Here is an 18,696-nt window from a genome sequence, read left to right on the forward strand (position 1 = left end):
GCGTGCGTAGCGATATCGCTACGCCTCGCGCACGCGCGCGATGTGTTGCGCAAACACGCCGCCCCGGAACTCCATGATGGGCGCGCGGGCGCGCGCGTACTGCTCCCGAAATAGGATCATTCACCGTACAGCTCCGCGAATAGGAGACTGGCGCGCGCCAAAAGGGGCTGGTCAGTGCGGCTGCCGGAATTGCTGCTGCAACTGTCGGCGCCACGATCAGCGTTGTCCTCGATCGGAACCCCATGACTTACGGGTGCGTGCACGTGCGCGGGCGATGCGTCCGGTGTTAGGATTTGTTGGGGCCGCATGGGGTTCCAACGACGCGCAAGGTTCGCGCGCGATTTCGCTCGGCCCTCTTCGCTCTTGGGCCCTGTGCTCAGGCCGCCATGCATCTTGCAACGACCGTTCGCGTAGATGCTGAGCATGGCACACGGCGTCCCGGCTCGTGTCCTGGCGCCGCATTGGAGTGACGCTAGATGCTTCGGGAGCGTCGGAAGCGGGATGAGGCGCGCCCGAGCTGGCGGCAAGCCTTGGCTAACCCGGCCGGCGGCGAAAGCCTCAATCGCCGCGTTCGCCGTCCTGACATCGCTGCACCGTTGATAGAATTCCCTCAACTCTTTTCGAAGCGCGGGCGTTGACGCCGTTGACGGCCTGCGTCGGGAGCCCATGACAGGCGCGCGCGCGTCACTGGCCAACTCACCTTCGCTATCAGGCGCCAACATTTACCAGTCTCCCATGGGGTTCCGATTGGTCCGCATCCTGGCGTTCATCGCGTGAAGGCCCGTCAATCAGGCTCGCCAGGAATTGGCGTTCGTGATCGATCACGGGCAAAAGATCCGCCGCATCAATGTGGCGTTGCAATGTCAGCAAGACAGCGCGCAGCACTTCCTGCGCCATGTGCGAGGACATCAGCTCCCCCTCCCCGACATGCTGGATGTGGACAGGGACGCGTAGGGACGCATTGGACACGTTTTCCCGTTACCGCTCACGCGCGCGGGCGAGTGTTCAGCAGAATAATGCGCCCTACGTGACCCTACGTGACCCTGCTTAGGCATCTCGCCCTCCCGTCGAGCGCAGGCTGATCCCGCGATAGGTTCTGAGGCCGTTCGACTTTTTGCGCTGAAACCCGCGCTTTTCGAGACTTGAGCCGAAGGCCTTGGCCGTGCTCGGATCCTCGCCATTCGCTCGGGCATATTCCGACCAATCGCGGAACAGAGCTGCCGGCAGCTCGAACTTGTCGCGCGCCAGTTCACAGCGCTCGGCGATCCATTGGCCAAGCACATCTTGATCGTTGAAGTACGCATCGGTCGCTGCCGTGACGGCACTGGGGCGAACTAGGCCATTGCGCTGCCAGTCCATGCAGCCCTCAATCATCCACGTAAGGATCTGCGGCCATTCTGCGCGCAGCTTGTCCTCCAAGAGCATGTCAGGCTTCGGTGGGACGTGCTCAAACGGAATGATGTTGATCCGGCGCCTGGTCGCAACGTCCACATTGTTGAGGGCTGGATGGTGATTGCCGACGATCAGCAGTTTGAACTTCGGAACAAATTCAAAGAAATCCTGCCGCATATACCGTGCGGCAATCGGATCGCCGCCGGTCAGTTGCTTGATCCTCGCTTCCGCCCATTTACGTCCATCTTCGGTCTCTGACGCGGACACGAGGCGTGCACCTTGGAGCCGCGCAAGTTCAGTAGGATGGCGATCCCCCTTCGATGCGGTGAAGGTTTCCATCGCCGCGGTCGTGGCATAGTCACCAAGGATATGGCTCGCGGTATTCAAGAAGACGGATTTGCCGTTCTTGCCGACGCCATAGATAAAAAACAGCGCGTGTTCGCGGGTGTCGCCCGTCAGCGCGTACCCAAGAATCTGCTGGAGAAACCGGATCAATTCGGCATCGCCACCCGTGGCCTCGTCCATGAATTGGAGCCAGCGAGCGGGCTTGCCTGGCGCCGGCGCTATTGCGGCCTGCCGGGTGATAAAATCGTTCGGCAAAGGTTCACGCATTCCACCGGTTCGGAGATCGACCGTTCCGCCCGGCGTGCCCAACAGGAAGTTGTCAGCATCCCATATCTCGGATGTGACGGCATGTGTCGGATCGGCCCGCGCGAACCTCTCCGCCCCGGCGGCGAACGCGGAGCGGACGCTAGCCTTGGGAGTCAGCTCGGCGGCGATTTCCCGTGCATAATGGAATGCGCGCGCGGTCTCGTCGCGGCGCCAATGGGTGCCGACGAATTCGAACCACTTACCGACATGGTGATCGTACCGGAGACGGTCGCAGAACTTCCGCGAAAATGCGAGCGCTGCCGTGTTCTCCGATAAGTCGAACTCCGGCGATCGGAACGGCAGTATATTGGGATCGCGGGGCGCGTGAGCGCCGCCCAGCGGGACAGTCGGCCACGGATCGCGGGCGCTATCCATGTTCCCACCCAAGACGATTGAGGGTGCCCGCGACGATGCCGAGACGCCGGCAGGTTATTGCAGCTTCAGCGATACAGCCTCGCTCATCGGGTCCGTTCGGCCATGCGAAGCACCAGCGCGCGGCATGGCTGTGCAACACCCTGTAGACGTCGAGGGCATCCGGGTGGACGGCGCGCGGATTCGATATCTTGCGCGCGGCCCAATCCCGAGCCCTCAAGATCGATATGCGGTGATTGCGCGTCTCGATCGGCTCGGCCACCCCAACGAACGTGTCGAGGGCATTTTCATAACGAGCATGATCGACTGGTTGAGTGGTCACGGCGCAACCCTCCGAACCACGATCGGAAGTCCCTGCCGGATTGCCGGATCCTGCACCGCGCGCATGACCTGCTTGAAGGGTCCAGCTTCAGTCCTAGCGGATGGCAGGGGCACGCGGCCGCTAGTCCGTCCAAACCACGAGCCGTCGGCGAGTCGCTCCACAAGCCAGCAGCGAATGGGAATTTTTTGCACGGGAGCGGTCATTCGGCACCCCCTGTAAGATCGAGAATGCGCCAGCCATGACAGAGGCGGAGTCCGCCGGCCCAGCCGCGAGCTTCATTGTGATTTGGGAAATGCGCGTCGAGACTTTCGCCTTCCGGCTCCGGCCGTACCGTCACGTCGAAGCCATCCCCGAACGGGCCGGAATCAATTTTGATCACCGTCTCGCCATTTGCAGGCAGCGGGTCTTTGGGGTATGAAATCCGGGTCAGGGCTTTGGTCGGCGCTGATTTCGGGGCGGTCTGCCAGGGCCGCCCCTTTCGCTTTCCGGGCAACCTCATGCCGCTTCGCCAACGAGGCGGCGGATGCTGTCGATCTTGACGAGGCGGCGACCGCCGACGCGGACGGTCTCAATTCGCTCGTCTCTCATCCAGTTATAAATGGTAGCAGGGCAGACGCCGAGCGCTGCCGCAGCATTTTTAACCGTGGTTGTTACGGGCTCCATCGATCACTCCATCGTTGCGGCCAGAGCCGCGTTGATGGAATGTTGATGGCCTTCACCGGGGTTAGAAGTCGTCCGGGATTGCCGTTAATGCCGCGAAGTCAATTAGCGGATTTTGTGGACTGGTATTCCGCCTCCGCTTCCGCCAATCGCTCTTGAACCCAAGTCCGTTCCGGTATCTTCGGCCAGCGCTGATCCGAGCACCACTGCAACAACTCATTCTCAAGATCCGTACGGCTGAAATCCGCTGGCATGATGCCGCCGTGGTAATCCAGACGGTCGATAGCATGGGCGACGAAGCTGTCACGATCATAGACCCGCCGGCGACCGCGAGGTCTCGAAGGTTGAGGCGCTGGTACTGCTCCCCCGGATCGCGGCACCCAGGCTTCACGCAGGATTTCAAAGTCGCCAAATTGGAATTCAATGCCTATCAGATAGATGCCGAATTTCCCATCTGATTGCTTTTTGACCCACGAGGCATCGTCCCAGATCGTCGGATCTTGTTCGATGAGAAACCAAGTCGAAGGCTCAATGGGATGATTGGCATATTCGAAACGGGTGGTCGGAGCGGCCGCAATAAATGCCTCAAGATCCTTCGCCTGGTCAGGGCTGGGCAGGATGCTCCCTTGCGCGTGATATGCACGGATATGCTCGGCGGTGATCTGGGCAATCACCTCCGCGCTGTAGCGATCCTCCAAGTATTTTCGCGCCCGAGCGAAGAGAAGGCCGTCACGGAGCATCCTAATGAGCTTTGGGCGCGCGAACGGCTCCACGCTGGCAATCGAAAACCACGGATCGTTCATGCCGCCGCCCCCCTCAATTGGAGGACGTCGGCACCTTTCCCCGCGCAGTAATTCGACCACGCCTCCATCATCTCCCGGCGTTTCGCAAGCAGCTTGCCGCGCCGATACGCCGCTTCCACTTTGTTCTTTACGACATGGGCAAGGGCGGCCTCGGCAACATCGCTGGGGAAATGGGTTTCCTCGCTGACCCAATCGCGGAAAGCGCTGCGCATGCCATGAACGGTGCCATCCTCGGCCTTTACACCAGAGACCGCCAGCGCCTTAGCCATCGTGGCATCGGACATCGGCTTGTCTTTTAGACCGGGGAATACCAGCGTCTCATGGGCGGCGATTTCCTTTGCTCGCTCGATCACAGCGACAGCGGCATCGCTGAGCGGCACGACGTGCTCTTTCCCTGCTTTCATTCGATCTCCTGGGATGGTCCAGAGCTTTGCCTTGAGGTCGAATTCCGTCCATGCAGCACCTCTAACCTCTCCCGATCGCGAGGCAGTCAGGATGAGGAAGTGAAGCGCCATCCGGCCAATTGAGTCCGCCGCCGCCAATTGCTGGGTCAGGGCGGGCACCTTGACGTAAGGCAGGGCAGCGAAATTCCCCTTGCTCTTTGGCTGGGCACCTAGCGTATCGGTGATGCTCTTGGCGTTGAGCTGAGTTCCGCGGTACTTCATGCCGTGCGCCCAATCGACTACCTTGAGAATGCGCTGACGTACGCGGCGTGCCGTTTCGGGCTTTGCCTTCCAGATCGGCTCTAATGCCTCGATCACGTGCGTCTCATTGATCATATCCACTGGCATGCTACCGAGCTTGGGGAAGGCATAGGTCCGCAAGGTGTTGATCCATTGGTCCGCGTGCTTCGGGTTCCGCCAGTCGCCCTCATCCCGCTTATGAATGCGATCGGCTGCATCCTTGAAGGATGGTATCGTGCGCATCGCCTGTCGCCGCTCAGATCGGGTAAGGATGGCCTCTCCATCCCTGCCGGCGTTGCGTAGCTTTCGAGCTTTCTCGCGCGCTTCCGCGAGCGGCACATCCGCATACGGGCCAAGTCCGATGTCCCGACGCCTTCCAGACGCATCACGGATCCGGGCCAACCAAGAGCGCGCGCCGCTTGGCGACACGTTCAGGATAAGGCTCTCACCGACCGAATGGCGGCCAGGCGAGCGCATTGCATTGACTTCCGCCACCGTCGCAGGCTTCGCGCGCCGCCGTCCCATCGCGATATTACTCCAACCGTTTTCCCCACATAGATTGTTAGATACGGTTAGACAGCACTAGTCAACATTAGAGAACAAAAAGGGATAATCGGCAGATTATCGTGAGTGAATTTTATGCCCTTAGACAAATTTGGATGGCGGAGCAGCGGACACCCCGTCCGCCAGTTCCCGTCTTTGGGGGAAGGCCGCTCAAGCTCTCAGGTTGTCGCGAACGTCCATCAGGGCAAAACCGAGCAGATTTTCCCCGCGCCATTCCAGCGGATTACGCGCTTTCTCATCATCGGCTGCCAGTCCGATGCCCCAGATCTTGTCCACCGGGCTTGCTTCCACCAATATCCTGTCTCCGGTGGAAAACAGGAAATTCCGCAATCTGCCATTCTGCGCGAATTTCGCCAGATTGCCTTCGGTGACGATCCGGCGCTTTGCTCGGTCCCAGTCCGCTTCAACAAAGCCCTTCACCTGCCTGCCGAGATCTTTCACCTACTTCGGGCTGGGCGTGGCAATGACCTGGCGTGCGGTTTGATCATCGCCAAACAGCCGGGCTTTCCCGGCCATCATCCAGTATTCGGCAGTCGGATAGGTTAGGCCGTCGATCGTGAAATCGGCAGGCCACCATTGGCTGAAGCAGGATGCGGCTATATCCCCGTCCTTGGCAGGCCGATGCCCCCAGAAGAAGAGATAGTCGACGTCTGGATTCGCCAGGTACTTGGCCTCAAGCCATGTTCGATCGTAGGTCATCAAGCAGCCATACGGAAAACAGCCCTGCTACCGTCAAGAACCGGTCCAGCAGAATCGATGAGAGATCGCCAGGGTGGGCGGCCCCACCCTGGCTCTGGCATCTGGCGCCCCGGACCTAGACGCGATCGAGCGCCGCCGCCACGTCGTTGCGCAGATCCTCGAATGCCTCGATACCACAGGAATAGCGGACCAGGGTTTCGGGTATCCCAAGCTGGGCACGTTCCTCCGCGCTGCATTCGACATGGCTCGTCGTACAGGGCGGGCCGGCAAGCGTGTTGACCGACCCCAGGCTTGCGGCGCGATGCACGAGCTTCAGGGCATTGAGGAAGCGTTTCGTCGCGTCGAAATCATCGCCGACCGAAAAGCTTAATACGCCGCCAAAGCCCCGCATCTGACGCGCCGCGATGTCATGCGCCGGATGGCTTTCGAGACCAGGGTAAAAGACCTGCTCCACCTTCGGGTGCTCGTCCAGAAAGCGCGCCATGGCGAGCGCTGTCTCGTTCTGCCGCGCCACGCGCAATTCCAGCGTCTTCATGCCGCGCAACAGCAAATAGGCCTGGAACGCGCCAAGATTGCCGCCGGTGATCTCGCGGTAATGATAGACCTGACGGACCAATTCGGCGCCGCCGACAAGCGCTCCGCCCATCGCATCGTCATGGCCGCCCAGGAATTTGGTGGCGCTGTGCACAACCAGATCGGCACCCAGAAGGATCGGGTTCTGGTTGATCGGCGTCGCGAAAGTGTTGTCGACGATCGAGATCGCCCCTGCCCGCTTGGCCGAGGCGATGGCGCGTTCCAGATCGATGATCTTGAGCGTCGGGTTGGTCGGAGTCTCAAGATAGACGATCTTGCACCCGCGCGCGATCGCAGCGTCGAGCGCATCACCATCGCCGGTTTCGACCAGCTCCACCTCGACGCCCATCTGCGGCAGGAATTCCAGGAAAAGCTTCGATGTGCCGCCATAGCTGTCAGAGATCGAAACGATCCGATCCCCTGGCCGCGCGAAGGTGAACAGCGTGTTTGAAATCGCAGCCATGCCGCTGGCGAAGGAGGTTGCCGCCTCCCCCAATTCGAGCAGCCGGATCTTTTCCTCGAACACGTCAACCGTGGGATTGGTGTTGCGGCTATAGATATGGCCGTCGGCGCGCAGCAGGGCCACGTCGAGCCAGCTATCGATATCGGGATACGCGAAGGGGGCACTCTGGACGATCGGTACCTGCGCCGCTCCAAAGGCCAGCGGCATTTCTTCCCCACCCCAGGCCGCGATCGTTCCCGGCTTGCACGTCTCCAGACTCATTCCAACCTCCAATTGCGCGCTTGGCATCAGTGAGAAATAAGCGGCGAGCCACGCCGGATGCGGTCAAAATTGATCACCCCCTGGCTTTTTTGGTCTATCTTGAGCCATAATTCGGCTAATTTGGTCGAGGCAGGAGGCCGCCTTGAAAGCTCTTGATCGTATCGATCGAAAGATTCTCGATATTCTTCAACAGAATAACCAGCTTACTTATGCGGAGATCGCCGATCTAGCGACGGTCTCACCTTCATCATGCCGGCGCCGTATCGAAGCATTGCGCCGCGACGGCGTGATCATCGCCGATGTCTCGGTGATCAATCCAGAAATCCTGGGGCCGCGCCTGAAGGTGATCGCACTGGTCACGTTGGAGCGCGACACGCCCGATGGCCATGATGCCTTCCGCCGGGCGATGACTGCGCTACCTCAGGTAGCCCATTGCCATTTCGTTGCGGGCGGCTGCGACTATTTCGTCCAGTTCAATCTGGAATCCATGGATCAATACGACCGCCTGCTCGAACGTCATTTCACCGCGATGCCGATCGTCAAACGCGTCGAATCGATGGTTGTGCTGAAGGAAGTGAAGAATGACGGCAGCGGTCGCATCGATTTCCTGAGCGATCGATAAGCATGGTTACAGAGCGGTTTGTCCTCATTTCGGGCTGCTCGGGCGGCGGCAAATCGACGCTGCTCGCCGAATTGCACCAGCGCGGCCATGCCGTGGTCGAGGAACCAGGCCGACGCATCGTCCATCAGGAACAGGCTGGCGATGGTGCCGCGCTTCCGTGGGTGGATATGGTGGCCTTCGCACGGTGCGCGATAGAGATGGCGCTTGCGGATAGAAAGGCGGCCATCGCCACGAAAGGATGGGTCTTCTTCGATCGCGGCTTGGTCGATGCGGCGGCCGCACTCCAACATGCCGTCGGCGAGCCTGTACTGGAAGCGCTCTGCCGCGCGCATCCCTATCATCGGTGCGTGTTCATGGCGCCGCCCTGGCCGGAAATCTATGAGACCGATCCCGAACGACAACACCGGCTGTCGGCCGCCATCGATGAATATGAGCGGCTATGCGTGGCCTATGCGCTGCTCGGTTATGACGTCATGACGCTACCCAAGGTAAGCGTGAAAGATCGCGCCGATCATATCCTGGAAGTCCTGCGCCGCTGAATGCGGGAAAATATCACGATGCTGTGCGACAGATCACAGCTTTCGTAACAATTGCGTGCCAAGCGGTCCCGGCCGGAGATGCGTCTCATGCTCCGGCTGTGAGGATGTAGAAATGAAGCATACCGCCGTGGGCTGGCCCAGGCCCGAACGAACCGCCGGCAAGACGATGATCGGTTTGCGCGTCGATGACACGCTGCTCGACGCACTCGACGACTGGATCATGCGCCAGCCCGGAGGCCTGACCCGCCAGGAAGCCATCAGGAAGATCGTGATCGACCATATCGCCGATTGAGCCAACCGGCCCGGCATATGGATCGTGCCGTTCGGGCCGGGAGCGTCGAAGGATCGACAGCACTTCGCCGTTTCCGGCCCGAACGCATTCAGCTCAAGCGGCGCACCGATCAGCGCCGCCCGCCAAAGCGGAAACTGGCGCTGATGCCATAGAAGCGCGGCTCCCCGGCGATGAAGGTCGGCAGACCCAGCGCATCGCCGGTGTTGCCGGCATCCTTGATATATTTCCTGTCGAACGCGTTCTCGACAAACGCCTCGACACGCCACGCACCGTCGGCGGCCTCATAGCCGATCCGCGCGTTGACCAGCGCGTAGCCCTTCTGAAACTCGTCCTGGATATTGTCGGCAACGAGCGCGGCAGGTGGCTGCTGGAGCGCCGGCCGATCATTGTCATCATCGAAGAAGACTCTGGACTGCCAGCTCAGGCTGGGCGTGAGCATGATTCGGCCCGGCCCGGCAGGTAGGGACAGAACCGCACCGATTGACGCCGAATGATCCGGGGACAGGCGGAAGCGATTGCCATCGCGTACGCCCGTCTTGAAGCGGCTATGGTTGTACGCATAGTTCGCGAACACGCTGATCGCGTCGTCGGGGACCCAACGCAGTTGGCCTTCGAAGCCGTAGCTTTCGGCCTTGCCGGCATTGGTCGTGATGAACTGGGTGCCCTGCTGCACCGTGGTCTGGAAGTTGTCATATTGATAATAGAAGATCGCGCCGTCGAGGAAGATCGTGCGATCGGCCAGTGCGGTTTTTGCGCCCAGTTCGAAGCTGTCGACGGTCTCCGATTCGAGCAGGTCGAAGCGCGTGGCGGCGAAAGGTGCGGACGGGGCGCTCGCCGAAAGCACCTCGGGGCGGCGGCCGCGCGCGTAAGTCGCGTAGATGCTGGTATCCGCATTGGGAATGTAGCGCGCCGTGAGGCGCCATGTCAGGCCGCCGTCGTTTAGATCCGCTGCCTCGACCGCACCGTTGCCCGTTGTGGGCTGTAGTCCCAGACCGAACAGCGGCACCGGATAAGCTGTCGACGGCGGGATATTGGCCGCGCCGGGCACCGCCAGCGCCTGGAGCAGCGCGGTCCGCACGGCTGCCGGCTGGCCGAGCGCACCGATAAAACCGCCCAGGATAGATCGGCCATTCAGTGCCGACGCTGCCAGGCGACTTCGCTTGTCGTCGTGGCTGTAACGCGCGCCGGCGCCGAGCTCGAAACTGTCGGAAAGCCGGATCGTCACGTCGCCGAACAGATCGAAGGCATTGGTACGCGAGAAATTGGTGACTGTTTCACCGTGCGCGGCCTTCAGGTTCGCCGCGATCGCCTGGGCCTGCGGTGCCGCAAGCGCGACGCCATAGCTCTGCGCGACGCCCTGGAGCAGCGCGCCGGTGAATGCGGTGTTCGCGAGCAGGCTCGCCGGCATCGGATCGGTCACCGGACGCCCCGGGATCGGTCCTGCGAGTTGGCCGGTCAGGCGCGCGAGCACGGCGCGCTCGTCGAACTGGCTGGGCGTGCGCTGCGATCCGGATTCATGAAAATAATTGGCGCCGACAAAGGCGGTGATCGGGCCATCCTCGAAGGTCAGACGCAATTCCTGGCTGGTCTGTCGGCCGCGCGCATCCTCCGCAGCGGTCAGCACCGGCAGTGAGATGCCGTCCGCATCGAAGATCTCCAAAGCAGAAAAGCGGCGATAGGCGGTGATGGAGGTCAGCTTGAAACGGTCGCTCAGCTTCCAGTTGAGGATGCCCGTCACGCCCCAGACCTTGCGATCGAGGCCGAGCGGCGAGCCGCCCTCGAAACCCGCGCCCGGCGCCAGCGCCGCACCGCTGTTGCGGCCCGCATCGCCGATCACCGCCCCCGTCACCGGATCGGTCGGGCGATAGGCGATTGATTTGAACGCGGTGCCGGCTGGGTTGTCCTTCTGGTAATTGCCGATCACATCGACCGAAACATCGCCGAGATCGGCATGGAAGGCACCGCGCACCGCCCATGTGTCGGCGGAGTTGAAATCGCGGCCCCCCAACAAATTCTCTATATAGCCGTCGCGCTGGCGAATGCGGCCGGAGACGCGGAACGCGGCACTGTCGCCGAGCGGCATATTGGCCATGCCGTCGAGCATCCATGCGTCGTAATTGCCATAAGAGGCCTTGCCGGCAACCTCCCAGGCGCGCGGATCGGCCTTGTTCTGGATCAAATTAACCGCACCGATCAGTGCGCCTCGTCCGTAAAGCGTCGATTGAGGACCCTTGGCCACTTCGATCCGCTCCATATCGAAGAGTTCGACATAGGATCCACGCGACTTGGAGATCGAGACACCATCCTGAAAGACTGACACGCGCGGTTCATTGAATGCGCTGCCGCTGTCCGACGTGATGCCGCGCATCACGAAGCCGGGATTGTTGGGCGACTGGTTCTGCACTTCGAAACCGGGAACGAAACGCGAGAACTCGTCAAATTCCTCGATACCCATGCGATCAAGCTGCTCGCCCCCGAAGACGCTGAGCGCGATCGGCACGTCGATCGGATCCTGTTCGCGAAGCTGCGCGGTCACCACGATCTCATCGCGCTCCGCCGATTCGGAGGCGTTCTGCGCATGGGCGGCGGGCGTCGCCAGGGCGATCAGGCTGGTCGCGGCAAGCGCGAAGGAGCGGACGGACATACGCATTTCCCCTTTTGGAACCTCGCACCGCCGCTAAGGCCCAACTGTGAAAGAGACGTGACGCCGATACGCGATAACGGATAAGAGGCGCGACCCGCTGCCCATCCAACCATCAGGAGCCCATATGCAGTCCACCGCGCAGGACGCCGCCACACTGCTTGATGCCCTCGGCGTGACGCGTTCGAATGAGGGCCGCCCCGTCCGATCGCCGATCGATGGCGCGATCATTGGACATGTGCCTGATTCGAGCGTCGCGGATGCTGAAGCCCGGGTCGCGGAGGCAGAGACGGCTTTCGGTATCTGGCGCGAGATTCCCGGCCCCCGCCGCGGCGAGCTGGTCCGGCTGCTCGGCGAGGAATTGCGGTCCCACAAGGATGCGCTCGGCCGGCTGGTCACGCTCGAATGCGGCAAGCCGCTGTCCGAAGGGCTCGGCGAGGTCCAGGAGATGATCGATATCTGTGATTTCGCGGTCGGTCTGTCACGCCAACTATACGGACTCACCATCGCCAGCGAGCGGCCCGGGCACCGGATGAGCGAAACCTGGCATCCGCTGGGGCCTGTCGCGATCATCACGGCCTTCAACTTCCCGGTCGCGGTTTGGGCCTGGAATACGGCGCTGGCGCTCGTCTGCGGCGACCCAGTGATCTGGAAGCCCTCCGAGAAGACCCCGCTCACCGCGCTCGCGACAATGGCGCTTGCGGCACGGGCGCTGGAGCGGTTCGGCGATGCGCCCGCAGGACTGATCGGGATCGTCACCGGCGGTGCGGAAATCGGCGCGGCATTGGTCGATCATCCGGGGATTGCGCTGGTCTCAGCCACTGGTAGCACACGCATGGGCCGGATCGTGGCGGAGCGCGCCGCGAAACGCTTTGCCCGCACGTTGCTCGAACTGGGCGGCAACAACGCATCGATCGTAACGCCCGCCGCCGATCAAGATCTCGCGCTACGCGCCTCCGCCTTCGGTTTCATGGGGACGGCTGGGCAGCGTTGCACCTCGCTGCGCAGGCTGTTCCTGCATCGTTCGATCCACGACGCCTTCCTGGAGCGAATGCGTGCGGCGGCGTTGTCGATCACGATCGGCGATCCGCGTGAGCCCGCCAATCTGGTCGGGCCGCTGATCGACGATGCCGCGCTGCAGGGCATGCAGGCCGCGCTTCAGGCCGCGCGCGCAATCGGTAGCGTGGTGAGCGGCGGCGACGTGATCGACGGGCTTTATGTGCGCCCGGCTGTGGTCGCCATGCCTGATCACGCCGGGCCGGCGCTGGAAGAAACCTTCGCGCCGATCCTCTATGTATTCGCGTATGACACGCTGGAGGAGGCGATCGCGCTGCAAAACGCGGTGCCCCAGGGACTTTCGTCGAGCATCTTCACTACGGACATGCGCGAGGCCGAACGGTTCGTTTCAGCCGCCGGCAGCGATTGCGGCATCGCCAATGTCAATATCGGCACCTCGGGTGCGGAGATCGGCGGCGCGTTCGGCGGAGAGAAGGAAACGGGCGGTGGCCGGGAGTCGGGCTCGGATAGCTGGAAAGCCTATATGCGCCGCCAGACAAGCACGGTGAACTGGTCCGGCGCGCTTCCCCTCGCTCAGGGCGTCAAATTCGATATCTGAAGCATCATTTGGGCGCGGCGCTCAGCGCTGCGCCTCCGCAACCGCCAGTAGGGCCAACAAGCCGACAGCCAGCCCCTTGACGCTCTCCCCCTTCTCGACGTCGATATATTCGTCGGGAGCATGGGCGCGACCGCCCTTCCCGCCCGAGCCGATCGTCAGAGCCGGAATGCCCAGGCTGATCGGGATGTTCGCATCGGTGGAGGAGGCGTTGAACTCAGGTGTGAAGCCTTGCGACTTGATCGCCGCCGCGGTCAGCAGCGCGATCTGGGCGTCGGCGGGCGTCGTGCCGGCCGGCCGGTCGCCGATCTTCTTCTTGTCGGCGCTGACCACACCTTCACGTGTGGAACGTGCCGCATTCTCGCCCGCCACGGCCTTGTCGATGATCGTGAGCAACTTCTTTTCCAGCCCATCGAGTTCGACCGGGCTTTCGGAGCGCATGTCGAATTCCATGAATACCGAATCCGGGATGGAATTGACCGAGGTGCCACCGCCCGTGACCGCTGCGGCATACGTCGTCTTGGGATGCGCAGGGGACACGATCTCATACAGATCGGTCACCGTCTTCGCCATGGCGGCCATCGGATTGACCAGGCCGAACGCACCGAAACTATGGCCGCCAGGCCCCTTGAACGTAACCCGATAGCGCTTCGATCCGACCGCACCGTTGACGATGCGCGCGGGGTTGAGGCCATCGAGCGAGAAGAAGGCGGCGGCGCGATCCTTGTAGGATCCCTTGGTGAAGAAATGTCGGACGCCGCGCAGATCGCCAGGGCCCTCCTCACCCACCGAAGCCAGGAAGACGATATCGTGCTTCGTCCGAACCTTGGCCGCATCGAGCACGCGCGCATAAGCGAGCAGCGCCGCGACGCCGCGCGTATCGTCGCCGATCCCCGGCGCCGAAAGCTTGGTGCCTTCGCGCTTCACCGTCACGTCCGTGCCGCCGGGAAAGACAGTATCGAGGTGCGCGGAGATGACGACGACCTTGCCGCCCGCCGGGCCAGTGCCGCGCCGCACCGCGATGACGTTGCCGACGGTATCGGTTTCGATCTCGCTCAGGCCAATCGCCGCGAACTTCTCGCGGACGACCTCACCACGTTTGGCTTCGCCGAAGGGCGGCGCCGGGATCTGCGTCAGCTCGATGATCTCTTCGACGAAACGATCATGATCGCGATCCAGCGTTGCCATGGCCTGCTTCCAGGCCGGCATCGCGCGCAGCGAGGCGATAGTGCGGTCCGCCGGCACACGCGACTGCGCGCCCGCCGCCACGGGGGCGACGAGCGCGAAGATTGATGCGATGCGGAGCGCGGCTCGAAAAGTCCGGCCGCGCACCCCGATCACTTCTTGCCGAGCGTGAGGCCGCCGAAACGCTTGTTGAAGCGTGCTACCTGGCCACCGGTGTCGAGCATCTGGCCGCGACCACCGGTCCAAGCCGGGTGCGCCAGCGGATCGATGTCCAACTGCATCGTGTCGCCTTCCTTGCCCCAGGTGGAGCGGGTTTCGAACACGGTGCCGTCGGTCATCTGCACCTTGATCATGTGATAGTCGGGATGGACGTCTTTTTTCACGTTTAAGCTCCGAAATTGGCTGGTTTCCGACCAGCCGGGGATGCGAAGGCGCGGCCTTAGGCCAGAATGCCCCTGCATTCAACCTTCAATGATATCCGGTACGAATCGCCTTGCCCTGCGGCGGGTCGCCGATCAATCCTGCGGCGGATCCGCGATCATCGCGGTGAATTCGCATTCCGCCGCCAGCTCACCGTCGATCAGCGCCTTGCCCGCGAATTTGCAGACGCGCGAACGCTTCTGGATGAATTCGACCTGGAGGCTCAGCAATATGCCGGGTTCGACCGGCTTGCGGAACTTCACCCCGTCTATGCTCATGAAATACACAAGCTTGCCCGAACCGCTGAGCCCCAGCGATTCCACGGCGAGCACGCCGGCAGCTTGCGCCAGCGCCTCGACCACGAGCACGCCGGGCATGATCGGCCGGCCGGGGAAATGGCCCTGGAAGAACTGCTCGTTGATCGTCACCGCCTTGATCGCACGGATCGACCGGTCGGGAATGATCTCCTCGACGCGGTCGACCAGTAACAGCGGATAACGATGCGGCAGCGCCGCCATCACCCGCCGGACGTCCAGCGGGCCGATGGCGGGCCTTTGCGTTGTGTCCTCGCTCATCGAGCCGGGATCAACGGCCCTGGGGCTGCTGCGGCTGCGCGGGCGGCGGCGGCGCGGTGACGTTGACCGAAGGCAGCGCGGTGTTGAGCTGCGCAAGCACGTCATTGGTGACGTCCACGCCAGGCCCGATCGCGAGCGTCGCCTGCACGTCGATCGCGAAATTCGCGCCGCGTGCCGACATCACCTTCTGGATGATCGGGTTCAGCGCGGTCTGGATCTGCTGGCCGACATAGGCGCGGTTGCGCTGGATCGTCTGCTCGCTGTTGGCGAGTTCCTGCTGCGCCTGCGTCTGCTTGGTCTGCAGCGCGGTGATCCGGATCTTGAGCGCGGCGTCGGGCTCCTTGCCGCCGGCGGCGGTGCGGATCGCGTCAGCTTCGGTCTGGAGCGGCGCCCCAAGCTGCTGAGCGCGCGTCTGAAGCGCCGTGATCTGCGACTGAAGCTGCGTGTTCGCCGCCTTGCACGCGTTGCATTCGCCGAACACGCGCTCGCTGTTGATCACCACGACAACAGCAGCAGGCGCCTTCTGGCCAGCAGGTGCGTTCTGAGCAAGCGCGGGCGAAGCGAAGGCGAGACCGCAGGCGGCAAGCAGCGCCTTCTTCGAATATTTGATCATTAGAATTGGGTTCCTACGTTGAAAGTGAACAACTTGGTGTCGTCGCCGCGCTCCTTGATCAGCGCGCGGGCGATGTCGATGCGGAACGGGCCGAACGGCGAGTTCCAGTTGACGCCAAAGCCGACCGAAACGCGTGGCTTGGGCGAGTTACCCAGGAATTGTTCCTCGAAGGGAGCGATCGTGTTGCCGTAGAGCGAGGTGCCATCGCCACAGCCTGCGGTGGGCTTCGGCGTGAGCGCTCCCGTAGAGCCGTTGACACATTGCTGGCCACCACTCGAGTCGAGAATGGGAATGACGAGCGATGTCGGTTTGCCGTCAGTACCAACGGGGAAGTCCGCCAGCGTCGTGAGCTTAGGCCTGCGGACGCCGAACACCGAACCCACATCGACGAAGACCGACGGGCGCAAGCCCATTTCGCGTGCGCCCGATCCCAGCGGAATCTCAAGTTCGGCACGGCCCATATAATAGGTGCGGCCGCCAAGCGCGTCGTCGACGATCGAGTTCCTCTGAACGTTGAGTTCGCCGGTGGTCGAATCATATTGCAGGCGTTGCACGCGTGGGCCGACGCCGCGAATGTCGAAGCCGCGGATCTGCGGTTCACCGAGGAAGAAGCGGTCGGTCAGGCGAACCTTCTCGATCAGGTTGCCCACGGCATCGACACGCTGGTTCTCGAGCGGCAGGATGTGCCCGCCCTCAAGGCTCAACGAGAAGATGAAGTTGCCGAACACCTTCCAATATTTGGAGGCGTTGGCGACGGTGCGCAGATATTTCACGTCGCCACCCAGGCCCGCGAAATCCTGACTGATGCTCAGTCGGTTGCCCGCCGACGGGCGTAGACGGTTGTTGGTGTTGTCAAACGCCAGCGTATAGCCGAGCGAGCTGGTCAGTCGCGTGCCGATTGCATCGCACAGATATCGGCCAGCAAGCAGGGGTTCGCAGACACCATTGTTGAAAAAGGTGTTCTTGTTGAGCGTGACGTCGTCATGGACAAGCTGGTACCGGATCTGCGCCTGCCAGAATTCGGTGAGCGGCACGCCGGCCCTGATCGAGAAGCCGGTCGAGACCTGTTGATAGGTCGTGTTGCGCTCACTCCCGAGATAATTGAACGAGTTATAGTCGCGGCGGAAGATATCGCCGCCCAGCGCGATGTTGCGATCGAACAGATAGGGTTCGGTAAAGCCGAGTTCGACCGACTTGGAATAGCTGGAATAGTTGATGCTCGTGCGCAGCAACTGGCCCTTGCCGCGGAAGTTGCGCTGCGTGATCGAGGCGTTGATGATGAAGCGCTCAAGGCTGGAGAAGCCTGCCGAAAGCTGAAGCTCACCGGTCGATTTCTCCTGGACGTTGGTCTCCAGGATGATCTTGTCGGGCCCCGATCCTGGCTTCTGCTGGATTTCCAGATTTTCCTGGAAAAAGCCGAGCGAATTGATCCGGTCCTGCGAGCGCTTGACCTGGAAGCTGTTGAACGCGTCCCCTTCCGCCAGGCGGAATTCGCGCCGGATCACCTTATCCTGGGTCTGCGTATTGCCGTTGATATCGACCCGCTCGACATAGACGCGTGGCGCGTTCGCGATGCGGAAGGTCAGCGACATCGTCTTGTCTTCGGCGCTGCGCCGGAAGTTCGGGTTCACATCGGCGAAGGCATAGCCGAACAGACCAGCGGTCTCGGTGATGCCGTCGACCGTGTCCTCGACGCGCTTCGCGTTGTACCAGTCGCCCTTCTTGATCGTGACCAGCCGGTTGACCGTGTTGTTGTCGAAATCACGGAGTTCGCTTTCGACCGCGACGTCCCCGAACTTGTAGCGATCGCCTTCCTCCACCACGTAGGTGATGATGAAGTCGCGCTTGTCGGGCGTGAGTTCGGCGACCGCCGAAATCACGCGGAAATCGGCATAGCCCTCGGTCAAGTAGAACTGGCGCAGCTTCTGCTGGTCATAGGCCAGACGATCCGGATCGTAGCTGTCACGCGAGCTGAAAATGCGGAACAGGCGCGATTGCTTCGTCGCCATCTGCGAACGCAGGTCACCGTCGGAGAATTTCTCGTTGCCGAGGATATTGATCTGGCGGACCTTCGAGCGCGGCCCTTCATTGACCTCGAACACGATATCGACGCGGTTCTGATCGAGTTGAACCATCTTCGGTTCGACGGTCGCGGCGAACCGGCCCTGGCGGCGATACAGCTCGATGATACGGGCAACGTCGGCGCGTGCCTTGGATCGCGTGAAGATCTGGCGTGGAGCAAGGCGGATCTCGGGCCGGATCTTGTCTTCCTTGATCCGCTTGTTGCCCTCCAGGATGATACGGTTGATCACCGGATTCTCGCGAACCTCGATGGTCAGCGTGCCGTTGTCGTCGCGAATCTGGACATCCGCGAACAACTCGGTCGCGAACAGGTCCTTCAGCGCCTGGTCGACGCTCTCACGCGTATAGGTGCCGCCGGGACGAAGCGCTGTATAGGAACGCACCGTATCGGGTTCCAGTCGCTGCGATCCGACCACGTTCACCGCGCGAATCGTGCCCGAAACAGGCGCCGTCGGCGCGGGCGCCGGAGCAGGAGCCGCCGGCGCCGTCTGCGCGAAGACGGGAAATGCCTGGCCGGCGAGCATGGTGCCGACCAGCAGCACTGCCATATTTCGACTGCCGAAGCCGATGCTGTTTTTCGCCTTCACGCCCATCCTACCCTGAAATAACGCACCGCCCCGCCGGCGGCTGAACCTTGGTTTAGCGGATCGGCCCGCCATCGAAAGCAGATGC

At 62.0% G+C, this 18,696-nt stretch carries 19 protein-coding genes and 1 pseudogene; 4 read left to right on the forward strand and 16 right to left on the reverse strand.

What is annotated here, in order from left to right:
• Window positions 1-116: 116 nt before the first annotated feature.
• The 10 genes and pseudogenes from ACODTA_RS02930 to ACODTA_RS02975 form a co-directional block, all read right to left on the reverse strand.
• Window positions 117-722, reverse strand: a complete 606-nt coding sequence (locus tag ACODTA_RS02930) for an HGGxSTG domain-containing protein (protein WP_489064309.1) — start codon at window positions 720-722, stop codon at window positions 117-119.
• A complete protein-coding gene (locus ACODTA_RS02935) occupies window positions 709-909 on the reverse strand; it encodes a hypothetical protein (protein ID WP_489064310.1) in 201 nt (66 codons plus the stop codon). The genes ACODTA_RS02930 and ACODTA_RS02935 overlap by 14 nt, the downstream gene beginning before the upstream one ends.
• Window positions 910-1,047: 138 nt before the next feature.
• Complete coding sequence (locus tag ACODTA_RS02940; RefSeq protein ID WP_489064311.1) at window positions 1,048-2,418, reverse strand: phage/plasmid primase, P4 family; 1,371 nt, start codon at window positions 2,416-2,418, stop codon at window positions 1,048-1,050.
• The gene (locus ACODTA_RS02945) at window positions 2,411-2,737 is read right to left on the reverse strand and encodes a hypothetical protein (protein ID WP_489064312.1); all 327 of its coding nucleotides are present in this window, start codon (window positions 2,735-2,737) and stop codon (window positions 2,411-2,413) included. The genes ACODTA_RS02940 and ACODTA_RS02945 overlap by 8 nt, the downstream gene beginning before the upstream one ends.
• A gap of 199 nt (window positions 2,738-2,936) precedes the next feature.
• The gene (locus tag ACODTA_RS02950) at window positions 2,937-3,236 is read right to left on the reverse strand and encodes a hypothetical protein (RefSeq protein WP_489064313.1); all 300 of its coding nucleotides are present in this window, start codon (window positions 3,234-3,236) and stop codon (window positions 2,937-2,939) included.
• Window positions 3,233-3,400, reverse strand: a complete 168-nt coding sequence (locus ACODTA_RS02955) for a helix-turn-helix domain-containing protein (RefSeq protein WP_489064314.1) — start codon at window positions 3,398-3,400, stop codon at window positions 3,233-3,235. The genes ACODTA_RS02950 and ACODTA_RS02955 overlap by 4 nt, the downstream gene beginning before the upstream one ends.
• A 98-nt stretch (window positions 3,401-3,498) precedes the next feature.
• The gene (locus ACODTA_RS02960; protein WP_489064315.1) at window positions 3,499-4,200 is read right to left on the reverse strand and encodes a hypothetical protein; all 702 of its coding nucleotides are present in this window, start codon (window positions 4,198-4,200) and stop codon (window positions 3,499-3,501) included.
• Window positions 4,197-5,378: a tyrosine-type recombinase/integrase gene (locus tag ACODTA_RS02965; RefSeq protein ID WP_489064316.1), complete on the reverse strand. Its 1,182-nt coding sequence runs from the start codon at window positions 5,376-5,378 to the stop codon at window positions 4,197-4,199. Before ACODTA_RS02965 ends, ACODTA_RS02960 begins: the two co-directional genes overlap by 4 nt.
• A 219-nt stretch (window positions 5,379-5,597) precedes the next feature.
• A pseudogene (gene ybiA, locus ACODTA_RS02970) lies at window positions 5,598-6,146 on the reverse strand (riboflavin biosynthesis intermediates N-glycosidase).
• A 115-nt stretch (window positions 6,147-6,261) separates the two neighbouring features.
• Entirely contained in the window at window positions 6,262-7,443 is a 1,182-nt protein-coding gene (locus ACODTA_RS02975; RefSeq protein WP_489064317.1) for a cystathionine gamma-synthase family protein, read from the reverse strand.
• A 142-nt stretch (window positions 7,444-7,585) separates the two neighbouring features.
• Between ACODTA_RS02975 and ACODTA_RS02980 the strand changes: the two genes are divergently transcribed.
• The 3 genes from ACODTA_RS02980 to ACODTA_RS02990 all read left to right on the forward strand — a co-directional run bounded on the left by ACODTA_RS02980 (window position 7,586) and on the right by ACODTA_RS02990 (window position 8,896).
• Complete coding sequence (locus tag ACODTA_RS02980; protein ID WP_489064318.1) at window positions 7,586-8,065, forward strand: Lrp/AsnC family transcriptional regulator; 480 nt, start codon at window positions 7,586-7,588, stop codon at window positions 8,063-8,065.
• A gap of 2 nt (window positions 8,066-8,067) precedes the next feature.
• Window positions 8,068-8,604: an AAA family ATPase gene (locus ACODTA_RS02985; protein ID WP_489064319.1), complete on the forward strand. Its 537-nt coding sequence runs from the start codon at window positions 8,068-8,070 to the stop codon at window positions 8,602-8,604.
• 112 nt (window positions 8,605-8,716) lie between these two features.
• A complete protein-coding gene (locus tag ACODTA_RS02990; protein WP_489064320.1) occupies window positions 8,717-8,896 on the forward strand; it encodes a hypothetical protein in 180 nt (59 codons plus the stop codon).
• Window positions 8,897-9,005: 109 nt separating this feature from the next.
• Here ACODTA_RS02990 and ACODTA_RS02995 read toward each other — a convergent pair whose 3' ends face one another.
• Entirely contained in the window at window positions 9,006-11,540 is a 2,535-nt protein-coding gene (locus ACODTA_RS02995; RefSeq protein WP_489064321.1) for a TonB-dependent receptor, read from the reverse strand.
• Window positions 11,541-11,664: 124 nt separating this feature from the next.
• On the opposite strand from ACODTA_RS02995, the gene amaB reads away from it, so the two are divergent.
• Window positions 11,665-13,152: an L-piperidine-6-carboxylate dehydrogenase gene (gene amaB / locus ACODTA_RS03000; protein WP_489064322.1), complete on the forward strand. Its 1,488-nt coding sequence runs from the start codon at window positions 11,665-11,667 to the stop codon at window positions 13,150-13,152.
• 21 nt (window positions 13,153-13,173) lie between these two features.
• Here the strand turns inward: amaB and ACODTA_RS03005 are convergent, their stop codons facing one another.
• From ACODTA_RS03005 to bamA, 5 genes are all read right to left on the reverse strand, one after another.
• Window positions 13,174-14,481, reverse strand: a complete 1,308-nt coding sequence (locus ACODTA_RS03005; protein WP_489064323.1) for a M20/M25/M40 family metallo-hydrolase — start codon at window positions 14,479-14,481, stop codon at window positions 13,174-13,176.
• A gap of 5 nt (window positions 14,482-14,486) precedes the next feature.
• Entirely contained in the window at window positions 14,487-14,717 is a 231-nt protein-coding gene (gene rpmE, locus ACODTA_RS03010; protein WP_222988485.1) for a 50S ribosomal protein L31, read from the reverse strand.
• Between the two features lie 132 nt (window positions 14,718-14,849).
• On the reverse strand, window positions 14,850-15,329 hold the full coding sequence (gene fabZ / locus ACODTA_RS03015; RefSeq protein WP_489064324.1) for a 3-hydroxyacyl-ACP dehydratase FabZ: 480 nt from the start codon (window positions 15,327-15,329) through the stop codon (window positions 14,850-14,852).
• Window positions 15,330-15,339: 10 nt separating this feature from the next.
• On the reverse strand, window positions 15,340-15,942 hold the full coding sequence (locus tag ACODTA_RS03020; protein WP_489064325.1) for an OmpH/Skp family outer membrane protein: 603 nt from the start codon (window positions 15,940-15,942) through the stop codon (window positions 15,340-15,342).
• Window positions 15,942-18,617: an outer membrane protein assembly factor BamA gene (bamA, locus tag ACODTA_RS03025; RefSeq protein WP_489064326.1), complete on the reverse strand. Its 2,676-nt coding sequence runs from the start codon at window positions 18,615-18,617 to the stop codon at window positions 15,942-15,944. The genes ACODTA_RS03020 and bamA overlap by 1 nt, the downstream gene beginning before the upstream one ends.
• Window positions 18,618-18,696: the final 79 nt, after the last annotated feature.

The organism is Sphingomonas sp. FG14 (assembly GCF_057809675.1).

Excerpts from the sequence above, each read along its gene's own strand:
- ACODTA_RS02930 (WP_489064309.1), bottom strand. The coding sequence starts at position 722 with ATGTTGGCGCCTGATAGCGAAGGTGAGTTGGCCAGTGACGCGCGCGCG.
- ACODTA_RS02935 (WP_489064310.1), bottom strand. The coding sequence starts at position 909 with ATGTCCTCGCACATGGCGCAGGAAGTGCTGCGCGCTGTCTTGCTGACA.
- ACODTA_RS02940 (WP_489064311.1), bottom strand. The coding sequence starts at position 2,418 with ATGGATAGCGCCCGCGATCCGTGGCCGACTGTCCCGCTGGGCGGCGCT.
- ACODTA_RS02950 (WP_489064313.1), bottom strand. The coding sequence starts at position 3,236 with ATGAGGTTGCCCGGAAAGCGAAAGGGGCGGCCCTGGCAGACCGCCCCG.
- ACODTA_RS02955 (WP_489064314.1), bottom strand. The coding sequence starts at position 3,400 with ATGGAGCCCGTAACAACCACGGTTAAAAATGCTGCGGCAGCGCTCGGC.
- ACODTA_RS02960 (WP_489064315.1), bottom strand. The coding sequence starts at position 4,200 with ATGAACGATCCGTGGTTTTCGATTGCCAGCGTGGAGCCGTTCGCGCGC.
- ACODTA_RS02975 (WP_489064317.1), bottom strand. The coding sequence starts at position 7,443 with ATGAGTCTGGAGACGTGCAAGCCGGGAACGATCGCGGCCTGGGGTGGG.
- ACODTA_RS02985 (WP_489064319.1), top strand. The coding sequence starts at position 8,068 with ATGGTTACAGAGCGGTTTGTCCTCATTTCGGGCTGCTCGGGCGGCGGC.
- ACODTA_RS02990 (WP_489064320.1), top strand. The coding sequence starts at position 8,717 with ATGAAGCATACCGCCGTGGGCTGGCCCAGGCCCGAACGAACCGCCGGC.
- ACODTA_RS02995 (WP_489064321.1), bottom strand. The coding sequence starts at position 11,540 with ATGTCCGTCCGCTCCTTCGCGCTTGCCGCGACCAGCCTGATCGCCCTG.
- amaB (WP_489064322.1), top strand. The coding sequence starts at position 11,665 with ATGCAGTCCACCGCGCAGGACGCCGCCACACTGCTTGATGCCCTCGGC.
- fabZ (WP_489064324.1), bottom strand. The coding sequence starts at position 15,329 with ATGAGCGAGGACACAACGCAAAGGCCCGCCATCGGCCCGCTGGACGTC.
- ACODTA_RS03020 (WP_489064325.1), bottom strand. The coding sequence starts at position 15,942 with ATGATCAAATATTCGAAGAAGGCGCTGCTTGCCGCCTGCGGTCTCGCC.
- bamA (WP_489064326.1), bottom strand. The coding sequence starts at position 18,617 with ATGGGCGTGAAGGCGAAAAACAGCATCGGCTTCGGCAGTCGAAATATG.